We start from the raw sequence: 17,429 nt of genomic DNA, 5'->3' as shown, positions 1-17,429 counted from the left end.
GGTGGCGGGCGGCCCGCTGTTCGCCGCCCGCACGCCGACCAAGGCGCCCAAGCTCCGGGCGTGGTCCGACGAGCTGTCGGCGGGCCTCGACGCGGGCGTGCGGGTGTCGCTGCGGTTGGAGGTGCCGGGCGACGACTACGGCTCGGGCGCGTTCCATGCCGTGGTGCAGGCGCACTCGCTCGCCGACCCGGCCGTCGTGGTCGACGTCGCCCAGCTGTGGGCCGACGGCGGCCTTGGACCGTCGGCTCGCATCGAGGTCACTCTCGCGCTGCGCCGCGCGGCCCGCGTGTGGTCGCCGCTGGAACCGCTGCTGTCGCGGGGGGTCCCCGACCGGCTGACGCTGGATGACGTCGACGTCACTGATCTTTTCCTGCAGGCCCCGCGCCTGAGCGCGGCCGGGATCGACGTGCACTGGCCCAAGGAACTGCTCACGTCGGTCTCCGCGAAAGCGGTCATCGGCCAGACCGACCTCGGTCGCGGTGACGTTTCGGGGGTACCGCACGAACACGCCATCGAAGTTGGCGAGTGTTCGTGCGGGCCCCCCGAAACGTCACCATCAAGGCGACCGAGCCGCGCCGCCGGAGGCGGCGCCGTGTTACAGCCACCGTCGAACCTGCGCTCGCTGCTCGGCGGCGACGGCGTGCTGTCCTTCGACTGGCAGCTCGCCCTGGGCGACCAGCCCCTCACCAAGACCGAACTCGACCAGCTCGCCGAGGCACACCGGCCCGTGGTGCGGCTGCGTGCCCAGTGGGTCCTGGTCGACCCGGAGATCGCCCGCAAGGCCCGTGACCGAGAGTTGAAGCCGGTCGGCGCCCTGGAGGCGCTCGGTGTCGCCCTCGCGGGCACGGCCGAGATCGACGGCGAGCGAGTCGAGGTCGTGAGCAGCAAGTGGCTCGACGACCTGCGGGCGCGCATCGCCGATCCCGACAGCGGCGCCGACGCGGTGGCCCAGCCCGCCGCGCTCACCGCGGCCCTGCGCGACTACCAGCTGCGCGGGCTGCGGTGGCTGGCCCGGATGACCTCGCTGGGTCTCGGCGGTTGCCTCGCCGACGACATGGGGCTGGGCAAGACGATCACCCTGATCGCCCTGCACCTGCACCGGCAGTCCGATATGGACACTCAGGGTCCGACGCTGGTCGTGTGCCCGGCGTCGCTGCTGGGCAACTGGGAGCGGGAGATCACCAGGTTCGCGCCTGGCACCCCGGTTCGCCGCTACCACGGCAACGCCCGCACTCTCGCCGACGACGGTTTCGTCCTGACCACCTACGGCACGATGCGGACGGACGCCGAACAGCTCGGCGCGCACCGCTGGGGTCTGCTCGTCGCCGACGAAGCGCAGCACGTGAAGAACCCGTCGTCCAGCACGGCCAAGGCTTTGCGCACGATCCCCGCTGACGCGCGGGTCGCGCTGACCGGCACGCCCGTGGAGAACAACCTGTCCGAGCTGTGGGCCGTCCTCGACTGGACCACGCCCGGCCTGCTCGGCACGCTCGGCGCGTTCCGCACCCGTTGGGCCAAGCCGATCGAGGCCGACCGCGACGAGGAACTCGCCCGGCGGCTGTCCAAGCTGGTGCGCCCGTTCCTGTTGCGGCGGCGCAAGTCCGACCCGGGCATCGCGCCCGAGTTGCCGCCCAAGACCGAAACCGACCAGCCGGTGTCACTGAGCCACGAGCAGGCCGCGCTCTACACCGCGGTCGTGCGCGAGACGATGGAGAGCATCCGCCAAGCCGATGGGATGGCCCGGCGCGGGCTGGTGATGAAGCTGATCACCGGTCTCAAGCAGGTCTGCAACCATCCGGCGCAGTACCTCAAGGAGCCGTCGGCCAAGCTGACCGGCCGGTCCGGGAAGCTCGAACTGCTCGACGAACTGCTCGACACGATCCTCGCCGAGGGCGGCTCGGTCCTGGTCTTCACCCAGTACGTGACCATGGCCCGGCTGCTCGAACGACACCTGCGCGAACGCGGCATCGGCGCCGCGTTGCTGCACGGTGGCACCTCGATTCCCCGCCGTGAGCAGCTTGTCGCCGAGTTCACCGCGGGGAAGTTTCCGGTGTTCCTGCTGTCGCTGAAGGCGGCGGGCACCGGACTCAACCTGACCCGCGCCGACCATGTCGTGCACTACGACCGCTGGTGGAACCCGGCAGTCGAGGACCAGGCGACCGACCGGGCCTACCGGATCGGCCAGACCCGGCCGGTCCAGGTGCACCGGCTCATCGCCGAGGGAACCCTGGAGGACCGCATCGCCGAGATGCTCGGCACCAAGCGAGACCTGGCCGACTCGATCCTCGCCTCCGGCGAGTCCGCGCTGACCGAGTTGTCCGATGTGGACTTGGCCGCGTTGGTGGAACTGCGAGGTGGCCGATGACAGCCAGAGGATTTCCTGCTTTCCCGCCCGCCAAGCGGCGTCCGGGCCACTTCGCGCGCACCTGGTGGGGGCGCGCGTGGATCAAGGCCATGGAGGACTCGGCGCTCGACGAGCAGCAACTGCGGCAGGGCCGGAAGTACGCGTACACCGGGTACGTCGGGTCCATCACGGTGAGCCCCGGCAGGCTCGCCGCGACCGTGCGGGACTAAGAGGACGACACGTCGTATCAGACCGTCATGCGGCTGGAACCGTTGTCGGATCACGAATGGCGTCGGTTCCTGGACCAGATCGCGGTGCAGGCCGGGCACATCGCCGCCCTGCTCGACCGGGACATGCCTGCCGAGTTGGTGCACGCCGCGGCGGACGCCGGTGTGCGGTTGCTGCCGGACATCGGTGATCTTGACCCGGAGTGTTCCTGCCCTGGGTGGGAGATGCCTTGTCGGCACGCGGCGGCGTTGGCGTATCAGGTTTCCTGGCTGTTGGACGCCGATCCGTTCGTGCTGCTCCTGTTGCGTGGCAAGGACGAGGCAGAGTTGTTGGGCGATCTCCATGGTCGGTCCGCTGCTCCTGCCACGGAGTTGGCGACCGAGGTGTTCGCGCCCGCCGACGGCTTTGCCCGACGTGCCGCCGATGCCTGAGGGGGCGCCGGTCGTGTTGTCGGTTCCGGCCGCCGAGGGAGTCGATCCTGAAGCGCTGGAGTTGCTCGCCACGGACGCCGCCGCTCGGGCTCGTCAGCTGTTGACCGGCGAGGTTCCCGACCTGGCCCGCCGACCGGACGCGGTGCGGTACGCGGCGACGTATCCGGTGGCGGAGGCTCAGTTGCGGCCGTTGGTCGACGGCCTCGACCGGGCGGTCGCGGCGTGGCGCAACGGGGGCGAGCAGGGGTTGCGGGTGCTGGAGACCACCTGGCAGCCACCCATGTCCCACCGCGCCCGCGCCGACGACGCCTTGGCCTCGGTCGCCGAGGGAGAGGTCACCGTCGAACGCAACCACTGGACCATGGGCGACCTGCAACTGCGGCTGGGTAGGGACAACCGGTGGTACCCCTACCGCGACCAGAGCGGCGAATGGTGGCCCGCGGCCCCACCGCAGCCCGACGTCACGGCGGCACTCATCACCGTGCAGGCCTGACAGTGGGGCGCGCCGCGCGAGGCGCGCCCCACCGTGTCAGCCTGGGTAGGTGCGAGGGGTGAAGACGACCTGGCTGCCGTCGCCGCGGTCGACGACCCGGGTCTGGGATGAGCCGATCAGCAGCAGGCAGCGCATGTCCACCGTGCTCGGGTCCAGGTCGGCCAGGCGGATGACGCGGACCGACTCCTGGGGGCCGCCGACGTCGCGGCCGATGACGACCGGGGTGTCGGGCTTGCGGTGCTTGAGGAGCAGGTCGCGGGCCTCGCCGAGTTGCCAGGTCCGTGACTTCGACGCCGGGTTGTAGATCGCGATCACCAGGTCCGCCGCCGCCACCGCGTCGAGGCGTTTGGTGATGACGTCCCACGGCTTCAGGCGGTCGGACAGGGAAATCGTGCAGAAGTCATGGCCCAAGGGAGCGCCCACCCGGCTGGCCACGGCTTGCGCGGCGGTGAGGCCGGGGAGGATCCGCACTGGCACATCGGTCCACTGTGGATCGCAGGCGACTTCCAGCACCGCTGCCGCCATCGCGAACACGCCGGGGTCACCGGAGGAGACAACCGCCACCCGCCTGCCGCGCTTGGCCAGGTCCAGCGCGAACGCGGCCCGTTCGGCCTCCACCTGGTTGTCCGAGGCGTGCCTTCGCTGACGCGGGTTCGGCGGGACGCGGTCGAGGTAGGTGACGTAGCCGACCAAGTCGTCGGCTGTCGCCAAGGCGTCCTGCGCCTCGGGGGTCAGCCACGGGCGGCCTGCCGGTCCGGTGCCCACGACGACGACCTCGCCGACCGACTCCGTCCACACAGGGGTGGCTACCTGTCCGGCCACGCCGTCGTTGATCGGGCTTGGGAGCAGTGCCAAGGAGAAGTACGGCACGGTGGTCGGGTCCACTTCGGACAGCGGCAGGCTCCGCCCCTGATCCCAGGTCGCCCGCTCCACATACAGCGCGCGGTCGAGCTTGCCCGCCGCCTCGAAAGCGGCCCGGACCTTGCCGAACGTGCGCCCCAGCTTCATCACGGCAGCGGAGTCCGTCGCGGCGAGGTGGCGGGCGAGGTCTTCCTCAGGCAACGTTCCCGGCAGCACGGTGAGGACTTCCTCACCCTCGACCAGCGGCCGCCCCAACACCGCCGCGGCCGCGCTCACGGACGTGACGCCGGGGACGACCTCGGTCTTGTAGCGGTCGCACAACCGCTTGTGCATGTGCATGTACGACCCGTAGAACAGCGGGTCGCCTTCCGCCAGCACCACCACATCGCGGTCCGCGTCCAAATGCACCGCCAGTCGAGCAGCGCTCTGTTCGTAGAACTCCGCCATCGCGCCCGCGTAGCCACCGGGGTGGTCCGTGGTCTCGACGGTCAGCGGGTAGACCAGCTGCTCCTCGATCTGCCCGTCCCGCAAGTACTTCGCGGCGACACCGCGCGCGATCGACTTGCCGTGGCGTGCGCTGTGATACGCGATCACGTCGGCCTCGCCGATCAGCCGCGCGGCCTTGACCGTCATCAGCTCCGGGTCGCCGGGGCCGAGGCCGACGCCGTACAGGGTGCCCGTCATTCCTGCTCACTCGCTATCGCGTTGATCGCGGCCACGGCCATGGCGCTGCCGCCACGCCGCCCGCGAACCACCAGGTACGGCACGCTTGCGTGTGCCGCCAAAGCTTCCTTCGACTCCGCCGCCCCGATGAACCCCACCGGCAGGCCGAGGACGGCGGCGGGCTTGCCCGCCCCCGCGTCGATCATCTCCAGCAGCCGGAACAGCGCGGTCGGAGCGTTGCCGATCGCCACGACCGAGCCCTCGAGCTTGTCGCGCCACAGTTCCATGGCCGCCGCGCTGCGCGTGTTGTCCAAAGTGGACGCCAAAGCCGGGACGGTCGGGTCCGAGAGGGTGCAGATGATCTCGTTGTCCGCGGGCAGCCGCTTGCGCGTGACACCGGAGGCGACCATGTGCGCGTCGCACAGCACCGGGGCGCCGTCGAGCAGGGCCGTGCGGGCCGCGCGGACGACGTCGGGGGAGTAGGCGATGTCGCTCACCAAGTCGACCATGCCGCAGGCGTGGATCATGCGGACCGCGACGCGGGCCACGTCCTCGGGCAGCCCGGCGAGATCCGCCTCGGCCCGGATCGTGGCGAACGAGCGGCGGTAGATCTCCGCGCCGTCCCGGATGTAGTCGATCAAGGTTCCTGCCTTCCAGACACCTGGTAGCCGCTCTCGGTGGCCACCACGTCGATCACCTCGCCCGCGGGTCGTCCGCAGCGCCGAGCGCAGCCGGACCAGTGCGCGGGTCGGTCAAGGGGCCGGGCGTCCGCGCGGACGTCGGCCAGGGATTTCGCGCAGCCGGGGCGCCCGGCGCACGCGGTGACCCCGACCCAGGGCGACGCCGGGTCGGTGATCAGGCCTGCCACCTCAGGCTCCGGCCCGGCCACGACCAGGCTCCGCCACGGAGTGACCACGACGTCCCGGCCCAGGTCCAGGGCCTGCACGGAGGTCAAGCGCCCCAGCGGGACCGCGACACCGAACCCGGCCGTCCCGTCGGCGAACTCGACGGGGCCCACCGGGCCGACCACCACCGGCGCACCCGGCTCGACGCGGTCGGTCGTGGTGGGGAACCGCGCGGCGATGGCGCCCGCGTCCAGTTCGGCGACTCGCCACTGCTCGTCGCGCACCTCGAGGAACGCGTCGGCACAGGCCAACATCGTCGACACCACCGCCGCGCGCGGCACCCGGACGCCGTGATCCACGCCGCCAAGCAAGATCGCCACGTCCGCGCCCACCGGCAGGGCGGCGACGTCCGCGCCCAGCCACGCCACGTCGCCGCGGCCGTCGTCGAACACGAACAGGAACCGGCCGGGCAACCGCGCCAGTGCGGGTTTCGAACACAGCTCGGCGTCCAGCTCCGCGGCGAAGCCGGGATCGCCCAGCGGCGAAGACATGATGTTGCGCACTTTCTCGTGCGTCAGCGACGGCAGCAGGCCCGCTTCGGCCAGTCGCGCACCCAGCTCGACCTCGGCGCCCTCGGCCAGACCACGCACCTGCAGGTTCGCCCGGGAGGTCAACTCCAACACCCCGTCGCCCAGGTCAGCCGACGCTTCCGCGACGGCCCTGAGCTGCGCGAACGTCAGCCGACCGCCCGGAATCCGCACCCGCGCCAAGCCGCCGTCAGCGGCCCGGTGGACGTCGAGCGCACCGGGGCAGGCGTCGGCACCCGAGCGGCTGCGCCTGATTCCAGACTGGGAGGTTTGCACCGCCCGAATATAGGGTGAGCGAGTCACTGCGATGGCAAGTGGAGGAAGCCGGTGTGAATCCGGCGCGGTCCCGCCACTGTCACCGGGGAATCGCTTCCCCGGAAGCCAGGAACTCCCGTCATCGCGACCACGACCCGGGGCGCGGACCCCAGGAAGGGCCTCATGATCCTGCTCTTGTCGACCTCCGACACCGACCTGCTCTCCGCGCGTGCCAGCGGCGCCGACTACCGGCTCGGCAACCCCGCCCGGCTCGGCGTGGACGACCTGCCCGCGCTGCTCGACGGCGTCGACGTGGTCATCGTCCGCCTCCTCGGCGGCCGCCGGGCCTGGGAGGACGGCCTCGACGCCCTCCTCGCGGGCAACCGCCCAGTCGTCGTCCTCGGCGGCGAGGCGGCGCCCGACGCGGAGCTGATGGAGTGCTCCACCGCGCCCGTCGGCGTGGTCGCCGAAGCCCACAGCTACCTCGCGCACGGCGGCGGCGACAACCTCCGCGAGCTCTTCCACTTCCTGTCCGACACCCTGCTGCTCACCGGCAACGGCTTCGCCAAGCCGGTCGAGCTGGCCACCTGGGGTCCGCTGGAGCGCGAGCCACGCCGCACCGAGGGGCCGAAGATCGGCATCCTCTACTACCGCGCCCACCACATCGCCGGGAACACCGCGTTCGTCGAGGCGCTCTCGTGCGCCGTCGAGGACGCGGGCGGCCAGGCCGTCCCGGTGTACTGCGCCTCCCTGCGCACCGCCTCCGAAGAGCTGCTCGAAGTGCTGGGCACCGTCGACGCGCTGGTCGTCACCGTGCTCGCGGCAGGCGGCACCCGACCCGCCGACGCGGGCGCGGGCGGGGACGACGGCGCGTGGGACGTCGGCGCGCTGGCCGCGCTCGACATCCCGATCCTGCAGGGCCTGTGCCTGACGTCGAGCCGCTCCACCTGGGAGGAGAGCGACGACGGCCTGTCCCCGCTCGACACCGCGACCCAGGTCGCCGTGCCCGAGTTCGACGGCCGGATCATCACCGTCCCGTTCTCCTTCAAGGAACAGGACAAGGACGGCCTGTCGGTCTACGTCGCCGACCCGGAGCGCGCCGCTCGCGTAGCAGGCATAGCGGTCAAGCACGCGACCCTGCGCCATGTCCCGGCCGCCGAACGCAAGATCGCGCTGATGCTGTCGGCGTACCCGACCAAGCACGCCCGCATCGGCAACGCCGTCGGCCTCGACACCCCGGCCAGCGCCATCGCGCTGCTCAACGCCATGAAGGACGCGGGCTACGACATCGGCGACCTGCCCGGCGTCTCGTCCGGCGACGGCGACGCGCTGATCCACGCGCTCATCGAGGCGGGCGGCCAGGACCCGAACTGGCTCACCGAGGAGCAGCTGTCCGGCAACCCCGTCCGCATCTCCGCGGCCGAGTACCGCACCTGGTACGACACGCTGCCCGAGGACCTGCGCGCGTCGATGGAGGAGCACTGGGGCCCGGCGCCCGGCACGCTGTTCGTCGACCACTCCACCGACCCCGAGGGCGAGATCGTCCTCGCCGCGCTTCAGGCGAACAACGTGGTGCTGATCGTCCAGCCGCCGCGCGGCTTCGGCGAGAACCCGGTCGCGATCTACCACGACCCGAACCTGCCGCCGAGCCACCACTACCTGGCCGCGTACCGCTGGGTCGCGGGCAGCTTCGGCGCCCACGCGATGATCCACCTCGGCAAGCACGGCAACCTGGAATGGCTGCCCGGCAAGAACCTCGGCATGTCCGCGTCCTGCGGGACCGACGCCGCGCTCGGCGACATGCCGCTGATCTACCCGTTCCTGGTCAACGACCCGGGCGAGGGCACCCAGGCCAAGCGCCGCGCGCACGCCACCCTGGTCGACCACCTGGTCCCGCCGATGGCCCGCGCCGAGAGCTACGGCGACACCGCCCGGCTGGAGCAGTTGCTCGACGAGCATTCCAACATCGCCGCGATGGACCCGGCGAAGCTGCCCGCGATCCGCGCCCAGATCTGGACGCTCATCCAGGCCGCCAAACTCGACCACGACCTCGGCCTGGACGACCGCCCGCACGACGCGGAGTTCGACGACTTCCTGCTGCACGTCGACGGCTGGCTGTGCGAGATCAAGGACGTCCAGATCCGCGACGGCCTGCACACCCTCGGCCTCGCGCCGACCGGCGCGGCCCGGGTCAACCTGGTCAACTCGATGCTGCGCGCCCGCCAGATGTGGGGCGGCAAGGCGTCCGCGCTCCCCGGTCTGCGTGAGGCTCTGGGGCTCACGGAGGACGGTTCGGAGACCCGCACCAAGGTCGACGAGATCGATGCGCTTGCCTTGGCGTTGGTGGAGTCGATGGAGAACCACGGCTGGTCGGTCGACGAGGCCCGCCAGGTCGCCCGCGACGTCCTGGGTTCCGATAACGAGGCGGTGGTCGAGGTGCTGACCTTCGCCGCGCTGGAAGTCGTTCCCCGCCTCGCGAAGACGACCGACGAGATCGGCCACATCCTGCACGCACTCGACGGCGGCTACGTCCCCGCCGGGCCGAGCGGCTCCCCGCTGCGCGGTCTGATCAACGTGCTGCCCACCGGCCGCAACTTCTACTCCGTGGACCCGAAGGCGATCCCGAGCAGGCTCGCCTGGGAGACCGGCTCGGCCATGGCGGAGTCCCTTGTGGACCGCTACAAGACCGACACCGGCGAGTTCCCGCGGTCGGTCGGCCTGTCGGTGTGGGGCACCTCCGCCATGCGCACTGCGGGCGACGACATCGCCGAAGTGCTGGCGCTCATGGGTGTCCGCCCGGTGTGGGACGAGGCGTCCCGCCGGGTCAGCGGCCTGGAAGTGATCTCCCTGGAGGAGCTGGGCCGCCCGCGCATCGACGTCACCGTCCGCATCTCCGGCTTCTTCCGTGACGCCTTCCCGCATGTCGTCTACCTCCTCGACGATGCCGTGCGACTCGTCGCGGCTCTCGAAGAGTCCGAAGAGGACAACTACGTTCGCGCACATGTGTCGGCGGACAACGCAAAAGACGAGCGTCGGGCGACGACTCGCATCTTCGGCTCCAAGCCCGGCGCGTACGGCGCGGGCCTGCTGCCGCTGATCGACAGCCACAACTGGCGCGACGACTCCGACCTCGCCGAGGTCTACGCCGTCTGGGGCGGCTTCGCCTACGGCCGCGACCTCGACGGCGCCCCGGCCCGCGAGGACATGGAATCGGCCTACAAGCGCATCGCCGTGGCGGCCAAGAACGTCGACAGCCGCGAACACGACATCGCCGACTCCGACGACTACTACCAGTACCACGGCGGCATGATCGCCACCGTCCGCGCGCTCACCGGCAAGGCCCCCGCGGCCTACATCGGCGACAGCACCAGGCCGGAGTCGGTTCGCACCCGCTCGCTGGAGGAGGAGACCAACCGCGTCTTCCGCTCCCGCGTGGTCAACCCCCGCTGGATCGAGGCGATGCGCCGCCACGGCTACAAGGGCGCCTTCGAACTCGCCGCGACCGTCGACTACCTGTTCGGCTACGACGCCACCACCGGCGTGGTCGCCGACTGGATGTACGACAAGCTGGCGCAGACCTACGCGCTGGACCCGGAGAACCGCAAGTTCCTCACCGAGTCCAACCCGTGGGCCCTGCACGGCATCGCCGAACGCCTCCTGGAAGCGGCCGAACGCAAGATGTGGGCCGACCCGGACCCGGCGACGCTGCAGCAGCTGCAGGAGCTGTACCTGCAGGTGGAGGGCGACATCGAAGCAGGCTCGGAGTAGCGGACACGCTTCGCCGAATCGACGCCGCGCCGCGGCTGTGCCTGGCATGATCCCTCAGCGAACCAGGGGGATGCGATGGCGGTACGAACATGGCGCTCAGCCGCGGCGCTCGCGATCGTGGCGCTCTTTCTGACATCGGGAACGGTGATCGCCTTGGAGCGCCCCGCGCGGGCCTTCGCCACGAACGACCTGGATGCCCACCTTGGGTGCCTGTCGACCGGTCCGCCGGCGGGCTTCGCCGACCCGGGTGGGTGGCGGCAGGTCATCGCCAGGTCTCCCGTCGCCGACTACCGGGTGGTCGTTCTGGTCAGCCGCTTGTCTGACCTCCGCCTGTGTTCGTCGAGTCCGGGCAGGTCCGCGCGGTCCTACTGCCCGGCGAGTGGTTTCGACACGCGGTTCCTCGGCTGCATGGCGATCGGCTCCGAGTCGGGTCTGCTGGTGGTCTCCGGGCGAGCGGCGCCTGAGGTCGGAGCGCTCGTCGTGCTGCTGCCCGACGGGACCACCCTCGACGCCGTGGTCGCGGGAGGCGCATTCGTGGTCGCCGAGCCGCGGGCCGTGTCCGACCCTCCCGACTCGCTGCGGGTGCGCGTCAGCGACCACGATGGCGGGCCGCTGTACGAGGGGCCGTTGCTTAGTCCACCGGGCACCCGCTAACGAGTCTGTGTAGCAACGTGAACTGGTGTCCGGCGCGGCCGGACACCAGGGTCGTCACCATGGACCTCGCCGGAATCCTCGTCCCCCTCATCACCCCGTTCACCGCCGACGACCAAGTCGACCGCGACTCCCTTGCCCGCCTCGCCCACGAGGTGATCAGCGACGGAGCCACCGGCCTGGTCGCCTTGGGCACCACAGCCGAGGCGGCCGGCCTCGACCCCGAGGAACGCGCCCAAGTCCTCGATGTCTGCGCGGGCGTCGCCGGGGGAACGGCACGTCCCGCTCATCGTCGGAGCGGGTGGCAGCGGCACCGCGGCGTCGTCCCGAGCCCTCGACGAACTCGGCCCCGAGGTCACCGCCGCCCTTACCCTCGTCCCGCCCTTCACCCGCCCCCGCGAAGAGGGCGTCGTCGAGCATTTCCGCGTCCTCGCGAAGAGCAGCCCCGTGCCGCTGATCGTCTACAACGTCCCCTACCGAACCGGCCTGACCCTGTCCGCCGACGCCATCCTGCGCCTCGCCGAGATCCCCAACGTCATCGGCACCAAGCACAGCGTGGGCGCCATCGACGCCGACACGGTCACGATCCTCGCCCACCGCCCGCCGGGCTTCGCCGTGTTCGGCGGCGACGACGTGTGCGTCTCCCCGCTCCTCGCCCTCGGCGCCGAGGGCGGCATCCTCGCCTCCGCCCACGTGCGCCGAACTGGTCGACGCCTGGGCCAAGGGCGACGTCGACCGGGCCCGCGCCATGGGCCACCGATTGGCTGATCTCTCCGCCGCGCTGTTCGCCGAGCCCAACCCGGCGGTGATCAAGGCGGTCCTGCACGACCAGGGCCGAATCGCCACCCCCGCGGTGCGGCTGCCACACCTTCCGGCCTCCGCGGGCGCGCTCACGTCGGCGAGCGGGTTCCTGGCCTTCGACCTACCGTGACTGACGGTTGACCCGCACCCAGCGCGGGTACCCCCGATCCCGAGACGGCGAAGGGATTTGAGATGACCGACGACGTGATCGAACTGATCCTCGCTGACCACCGGCTCTTCGAGGACCTGTTCCGGGACCTGCGGGACGACACGAACGGCCAGGCGAAGGTGCTGGCCGAGCTGTCCACGCGACTGGTCGCGCACGCCGAGGCCGAGGAGGCCGAGGTCTACCCGGCGCTGCGGAGGCTCCGCAAGGTCGACGCCGAAGAGGTCAAGCACTTCGCCGCGGGGTGTGGGGACCTGGAGCACGTTCGCGAACTGGCGGAGCGCACCGAGGACCGGATCGACGAGTGAGAGGACGAGAACGATGATCCTGCGCAGGCTGGCCCGACCGATGCTCGCCGCGATCTTCATCTCCGGCGGCATCGAGGCGTTGCGCAACCCGGCGGCGCACGCGGAGGCGGCGAAACCGCTGCTGGACACGGTGACCGGGATGGTGGGCGACCGGATGCCCGCCCAGGTGCCGACCGACCCGGTGACCCTGGTGAAGATCGACGGCGCGGTCAAGGTCGGCGCGGGCGTGGCGCTCGCGTTGGGCAAGTTCCCGCGGGTCTCGGCGTTGCTGCTGGCGGGGAGCATCGTGCCCACCACGCTCGCCACGCACCGGTTCTGGGACGAGAAGGACAGCGCGGCCGCCAAGAACCAGCGGGCCCACTTCATGAAGAACGTCGGCCTGCTCGGCGGGCTGATGCTGGCCGTGGGTGACACCGAGGGCAAGCCGTCGCTGGGCTGGCGGGCCCGGCGGGCCACCCGCCAGGTCAACAAGCGCGCCCACGAGCTGGGCGAATGGGCCCACGACGCCGGTGAGTCGGTGACCGAGACGGTCGCCGAGGCGCCGCGAAAGGCCCGCAAGGCACTCGCGGGCGTGCTGCCTGGCTGAGCAGTGAGGCGCGGGTCACGTCCGACTGCTCCACGGGACGCGGGTTTTGTCCTGACCTCCTATTAGGTTGGGACAAAGTCCCGTGGAGGTGTCCGTGATCCGTGTGCCCGCCGAGTCCGCCCTGCGTCGAGCCCTGCGCCGAGCGCGCGACGGCGCCACGCTCGACCAGGTCGAAGCCGAGGTGCTGCTGCACGCTCGCGGCGAGCACCTCGACGACCTGTTCGACACCGCGTCCCGCATCCGCGACGCGGGTCTTGAGGCGGCCGGGCGACCCGGCGTCATCACGTACTCGCGCAAGGTCTTCATCCCGCTGACCCGGCTGTGCCGCGACCGCTGCCACTACTGCACGTTCGCCACCGTGCCGCACCGGCTGCCCGCGCCATTCCTGAGCCCGGACGAGGTCCTCGAGATCGCGCGCGCCGGCGCGGCGATGGGCTGCAAGGAAGCGCTGTTCACCCTCGGCGACCGGCCCGAGGACCGTTGGGACGCCGCCGCGGACTGGCTGGAGGCGGCGGGCTACCCCGACACGCTGTCCTATGTCCGCGCGATGGCCATCCGGGTGCTGGAGGAGACCGGCCTCCTGCCGCACCTCAACCCGGGCGTGCTCAGCTGGACCGACCTGCAGCGGCTCAAGCCGGTCGCGCCGTCGATGGGCATGATGCTGGAGACCACGTCGAGGACGCTGTGGGCCGAGCCCGGCGGGCCGCACTACGGCTCGCCGGACAAGGAGCCCGTGGTTCGGCTGCGGGTGCTGGAGGACGCGGGCCGCTCGGCGGTGCCGTTCACCACGGGTGTGCTCATCGGCATCGGCGAGACCCTGGCCGACCGGGTCGAGTCGCTGTTCGCGATCCGCGGGGTGTCCCGGCGCTACGGCGGCATCCAGGAAGTCATCGTGCAGAACTTCCGCGCGAAGCCGGACACCGCGATGCGCGGCATGCCGGACGCGGAGGCCGAGGAACTCGCCGCGACGGTGGCGGTCGCCCGGGTGGTCCTGGGGCCGAAGGCGCGCATCCAGGCCCCGCCGAACCTCATCGGCGGTGAGTTCGAGCTGCTGCTGCGCGCGGGCATCGACGACTGGGGTGGCGTCTCGCCGCTCACCCCGGACCACGTCAACCCCGAACGCCCCTGGCCGCACATCGACGAGCTGGCGTCGAAGACGGCGGCCGCGGGGTTCCGGCTGGCCGAGCGGCTGACGATCTACCCCGAGTACCTGCGCCGCGGCGAGCCGTGGCTCGATCCCCGGCTGTCCGCGCATGTGGCCGCGCTCGCCGACCCGGAGACCGGGCTGGCCGTGGAGTCGGCGCCGCTGGTCGGCAGGCCGTGGCAGGAGCCTGAGGTCTCGCTCGCCGAGTACGGTCGCACCGACCTGCACACGTCGATCGACACCGAGGGCCGCACGAGCGACCGCCGCGACGACTTCGACTCCGTCTACGGCGACTGGGACGAGCTGCGCGGGCAGGTCACGCAGCGGCCGGTCGCCGCGCTGTCCGACGGTGTCGTCCGCCCGGAGTTCCTGCGGGCGCTGCGGCACGCGGAGAAGGACCCGAGCGGACTGTCCGACGCGGACTCGCTGACCCTGCTAACAGCCGGTGCCGGCGCGGAGATCGACGCGCTGGCCAAACTGGCCGACGGCCTGCGCCGCGACGCCGTGGGCGACGTGGTGACCTACGTGGTCACGCGCAACATCAACTTCACCAACGTCTGCTACACCGGCTGCCGGTTCTGCGCGTTCGCTCAGCGCCGCACCGACGCCGACGCGTACACCCTGTCCCTCGACCAGGTCGGGCAGCGCGCCGAGGAGGCATGGTCGGTCGGCGCCACCGAGGTCTGCATGCAGGGCGGCATCCACCCAGACCTGCCAGGCACCGCGTACTTCGACATCGCCGCCGAGGTCAAGCGCCGCGCGCCTGGCCTGCACGTGCACGCGTTCTCGCCGATGGAGGTCGTCAACGGCGCCAGCCGCACCGACCTGTCCATCCGCGACTGGCTGACCGCGGCCAGGGAGGCGGGCGTCGACTCGCTGCCCGGCACCGCGGCGGAGATCCTCGACGACGAGGTCCGGTGGGTGCTCACCAAGGGCAAACTGCCCACCGCCACCTGGCTCGAAGTGGTGACGACCGCGCACGACCTGGGCATTCCCACGACGTCGACCATGATGTACGGGCACGTCGACAAGCCGGAGCACTGGGTCGCGCACCTCAAGCTGCTCGCCCGCACCCAGGAGCGCACGGGCGGGTTCAGCGAGTTCGTCCTGCTCCCGTTCGTCCACACCAATGCGCCGCTGTACCTGGCCGGGATCGCCCGGCCGGGGCCTACCCACCTGGAGAACCGCGCGGTGCACGCGCTGGCGCGGATCCTGCTGCACGGGCGGATCGCCAACATCCAGACCAGCTGGGTCAAACTCGGCGACAGCGGCGTCGTCGACGTGCTCCGCGGTGGGGTCAACGACCTTGGCGGCACCCTGATGGAGGAGACCATCAGCCGCATGGCGGGCAGCGACAACGGCAGCTACAAGACGATCGCGGACCTGGAGGCCCTCGCCACCGCCGCGGGCCGCCCGGCGCGGCAGCGCACCACCACCTACGGCACCGTCCCCGACGAACGCCTCGCGACGGCCCGCGCGCACGACGGGGTGTGGAAGCCGACGTTGCTGCCGCTGCTGGGGTCCTGACCAGGGACGTTCGGAGTTGTCTGTAAATGACAGAATCACTGCGTGTTCCCGCACGGGTGGTGAGGTGTTTCGGTCGTTGAATACGACTCCACAAGGCGATACCTTGCGACACCGCGCATGATCGAGGGGGCGCGCCGGACGGTGGAGGTTTGTGGTGGATCGATACGAACGCTTGAGCGCTTTGCTCGACATGCTCGGCCAGAGCGGCAAGGTCGACGTCGAGGACCTCGCCCGAGACCTCGACGTCTCCGCGGCCACCATCCGCCGCGATCTCGACCACTTGGCTGAACAGCAGCTGCTGACCCGCACCCGCGGGGGAGCGGTCGCGAACAACGTGGCCTACGACCTGCCACTGCGCTACAAGACGGCCCGCCACGCCTCCGAGAAGGAGCGCATCGGCAAGGCCGCGGCGGCGCTGGTGTCCCGGGGGGCGGTCATCGGCCTCAACGGTGGCACCACGACCACCGAGATCGGCCGTGCCCTGGCCATCCGGCCGGACTTCGCGCAGTCGGATGAGCCTGGGGTCACGGTGGTGACCAACGCGCTGAACATCGCGAATGAGCTGGCTGTTCGGCCGCACGTGAAGATCGTGGTGACCGGGGGAGTGGCCCGGCCGCAGTCGTTCGAACTGAGCGGCCCCCTGGCGACCCGGATCCTTGATGAAATCACCCTGGACATCATCTTCTTGGGCGTCGACGCCGTTGATCCCCTGCGTGGTGCCTATGCGCACCATGAGGGGGAGGCGAGCATCAACCGGTTGATGACGCAGCGGGCGCGGCAGGTCGTGTGCATCGCGGACAGCTCGAAGCTGGGGAAGCACGCGTTCGCGCAGATCTGCCCGACGTCGGCGATCAACATCCTGATCACGGACTCGGACGCGTCTGCTGAGGTCGTTGCCGCGTTTGAGGCTGAGGGTGTGGACGTGCGGATCGTCTGATGAGTATCGACGCTTTCCTGAAGGTGACGGGCCGATCCGAACCACCCAAACAGGCCGTTGGGATCGGGCCGTCACCCTCGCCATCGGGCTCGTCAGCGGTGTTTGTTGCCGGTTCTAACGGGGCCTGCACCCAGCATGGCGAGCACCAGGGTCGCGTAGCGCTTGCCGAGTTCTGCTGGGCCCGGCGTGCTTGCCGCCGTGTACCAGCGGGCGATGTCCACGCACAGGGACAGGGTTGCCCTTGCCGCCGACCGTACGTCGCACGCGAAGACCCCTGTGTCGACGCCCTCCTCGATCAGCGCCCGCACCACCCGTTCCGTTCGCCTCCGCAGGTCCGCGACCGTGGTGTAGTCCGCCTTCGGCAGCGCCGTGATCTCGTACTGGACGATCCGGGCGATTCGGTGGTGGGTTGCGTGCCAGGAGGCCATTTCCGTTACCAGCACCCGCATCCGGTCGACCGGGGTGCCGGGGCCCGCGGCGGCGGCCTCCACGATCGCCAAAGCGCGTTCGTGGCCGCTGAGGCTGATCGCCGACAGGACCGCCGCCTTCGACGGGAAGTGGACGTACAACGCCGCCGGGCTCATCCCCGCCGCTGTCGAGATGTCGCGGGTGGTAGTGGCGTGGTAATCGTTGTCGGCGAACGATTCCACCGCGGCGGCCATCAGTCTGCGGGCCGCCGCGGCGGTGACGTCCGGGAACGCCCCGGCTACCAGCTCGCTCATCCCGGCAGGTCCACCAGCGACGCGAGGGCCGCGCGGTGCCTTCCGGGGGTGCCGAGTGCCAGCTCATCGGCCTTGGCGCGCTTGAGGTACAGGTGGGCCGGGTGCTCCCACG

At 70.9% G+C, this 17,429-nt stretch carries 14 protein-coding genes, 3 pseudogenes and 1 riboswitch; of the genes and pseudogenes, 12 read left to right on the top strand and 5 right to left on the bottom strand.

All coding sequences use genetic code 11. The annotated features are described in order from the left end of the window. The 4 genes from ACRDSQ_RS12785 to ACRDSQ_RS12770 all read left to right on the top strand — a co-directional run. On the top strand, nucleotides 1–2,365 hold a 2,365-nt coding region (locus ACRDSQ_RS12785; RefSeq protein WP_431421184.1), incomplete at its 5' end, for a DEAD/DEAH box helicase. Beyond that, nucleotides 2,362–2,574, top strand: a complete 213-nt coding sequence (locus tag ACRDSQ_RS12780; protein WP_431421183.1) for a hypothetical protein — start codon at nucleotides 2,362–2,364, stop codon at nucleotides 2,572–2,574. The genes ACRDSQ_RS12785 and ACRDSQ_RS12780, both read left to right, overlap by 4 nt. A gap of 27 nt (nucleotides 2,575–2,601) precedes the next feature. Next, nucleotides 2,602–3,003 (top strand): SWIM zinc finger family protein, encoded by a 402-nt coding sequence (locus ACRDSQ_RS12775; protein WP_431421182.1) that lies wholly within the window; start codon nucleotides 2,602–2,604, stop codon nucleotides 3,001–3,003. Further along, entirely contained in the window at nucleotides 2,996–3,496 is a 501-nt protein-coding gene (locus ACRDSQ_RS12770) for a hypothetical protein (protein ID WP_431421181.1), read from the top strand. The genes ACRDSQ_RS12775 and ACRDSQ_RS12770 overlap by 8 nt, the downstream gene beginning before the upstream one ends. A gap of 36 nt (nucleotides 3,497–3,532) precedes the next feature. Here the strand turns inward: ACRDSQ_RS12770 and cobJ are convergent, their stop codons facing one another. Genes cobJ through ACRDSQ_RS12755 form a run of 3 tightly spaced genes read right to left on the bottom strand, consistent with a single transcriptional unit; the run spans nucleotide 3,533 to nucleotide 6,728 of the window. Beyond that, complete coding sequence (cobJ, locus tag ACRDSQ_RS12765; protein ID WP_431421180.1) at nucleotides 3,533–5,041, bottom strand: precorrin-3B C(17)-methyltransferase; 1,509 nt, start codon at nucleotides 5,039–5,041, stop codon at nucleotides 3,533–3,535. Further along, the gene (locus tag ACRDSQ_RS12760) at nucleotides 5,038–5,661 is read right to left on the bottom strand and encodes a precorrin-8X methylmutase (protein ID WP_431421179.1); all 624 of its coding nucleotides are present in this window, start codon (nucleotides 5,659–5,661) and stop codon (nucleotides 5,038–5,040) included. Before ACRDSQ_RS12760 ends, cobJ begins: the two co-directional genes overlap by 4 nt. Continuing rightward, nucleotides 5,658–6,728 carry a precorrin-3B synthase gene (locus tag ACRDSQ_RS12755; RefSeq protein WP_431421178.1) on the bottom strand — a complete coding sequence of 357 codons (1,071 nt, stop codon included), beginning with the start codon at nucleotides 6,726–6,728 and terminating at the stop codon, nucleotides 5,658–5,660. The genes ACRDSQ_RS12760 and ACRDSQ_RS12755 overlap by 4 nt, the downstream gene beginning before the upstream one ends. A 15-nt stretch (nucleotides 6,729–6,743) precedes the next feature. Continuing rightward, nucleotides 6,744–6,862, top strand: a riboswitch (cobalamin riboswitch). A 28-nt stretch (nucleotides 6,863–6,890) separates the two neighbouring features. On the opposite strand from ACRDSQ_RS12755, the gene cobN reads away from it, so the two are divergent. From cobN to ACRDSQ_RS12715, 8 genes and pseudogenes are all read left to right on the top strand, one after another. Beyond that, nucleotides 6,891–10,475 carry a cobaltochelatase subunit CobN gene (gene cobN / locus ACRDSQ_RS12750; RefSeq protein WP_431421177.1) on the top strand — a complete coding sequence of 1,195 codons (3,585 nt, stop codon included), beginning with the start codon at nucleotides 6,891–6,893 and terminating at the stop codon, nucleotides 10,473–10,475. A gap of 75 nt (nucleotides 10,476–10,550) precedes the next feature. Next, the gene (locus ACRDSQ_RS12745) at nucleotides 10,551–11,129 is read left to right on the top strand and encodes a hypothetical protein (RefSeq protein ID WP_431421176.1); all 579 of its coding nucleotides are present in this window, start codon (nucleotides 10,551–10,553) and stop codon (nucleotides 11,127–11,129) included. A 59-nt stretch (nucleotides 11,130–11,188) separates the two neighbouring features. Then, a pseudogene (locus tag ACRDSQ_RS12740) lies at nucleotides 11,189–11,341 on the top strand (dihydrodipicolinate synthase family protein); the annotation flags it as partial. A gap of 31 nt (nucleotides 11,342–11,372) precedes the next feature. Next, nucleotides 11,373–12,057 (top strand): annotated as a pseudogene (locus ACRDSQ_RS12735) (dihydrodipicolinate synthase family protein). Between the two features lie 62 nt (nucleotides 12,058–12,119). Next, entirely contained in the window at nucleotides 12,120–12,401 is a 282-nt protein-coding gene (locus tag ACRDSQ_RS12730; protein WP_431421174.1) for a hemerythrin domain-containing protein, read from the top strand. A gap of 13 nt (nucleotides 12,402–12,414) precedes the next feature. Next, the gene (locus tag ACRDSQ_RS12725; RefSeq protein WP_431421172.1) at nucleotides 12,415–12,987 is read left to right on the top strand and encodes a DoxX family protein; all 573 of its coding nucleotides are present in this window, start codon (nucleotides 12,415–12,417) and stop codon (nucleotides 12,985–12,987) included. A 121-nt stretch (nucleotides 12,988–13,108) separates the two neighbouring features. Next, the gene (locus ACRDSQ_RS12720; protein ID WP_431421185.1) at nucleotides 13,109–15,658 is read left to right on the top strand and encodes a bifunctional FO biosynthesis protein CofGH; all 2,550 of its coding nucleotides are present in this window, start codon (nucleotides 13,109–13,111) and stop codon (nucleotides 15,656–15,658) included. Nucleotides 15,659–15,812: 154 nt separating this feature from the next. After that, nucleotides 15,813–16,595: a DeoR/GlpR family DNA-binding transcription regulator gene (locus tag ACRDSQ_RS12715; protein ID WP_431421171.1), complete on the top strand. Its 783-nt coding sequence runs from the start codon at nucleotides 15,813–15,815 to the stop codon at nucleotides 16,593–16,595. Nucleotides 16,596–16,687: 92 nt separating this feature from the next. On the opposite strand, the gene ACRDSQ_RS12710 is transcribed toward ACRDSQ_RS12715, so the two are convergent. Next, nucleotides 16,688–17,317: a TetR/AcrR family transcriptional regulator gene (locus ACRDSQ_RS12710; RefSeq protein WP_431421170.1), complete on the bottom strand. Its 630-nt coding sequence runs from the start codon at nucleotides 17,315–17,317 to the stop codon at nucleotides 16,688–16,690. Continuing rightward, nucleotides 17,314–17,429: pseudogene (locus ACRDSQ_RS12705) on the bottom strand (acyl-CoA dehydrogenase family protein); the annotation flags it as partial. The pseudogene ACRDSQ_RS12705 and the gene ACRDSQ_RS12710, both read right to left, overlap by 4 nt.

The sequence above is a fragment of the Actinokineospora sp. genome, from assembly GCF_050699995.1.
In the GTDB taxonomy this organism is placed as follows: Bacteria; Actinomycetota; Actinomycetes; order Mycobacteriales; family Pseudonocardiaceae; genus Actinokineospora.
The sequence above is the reverse complement of the archived record's forward strand: the minus strand, read 5'-3'. Positions and strand labels throughout refer to the sequence as shown.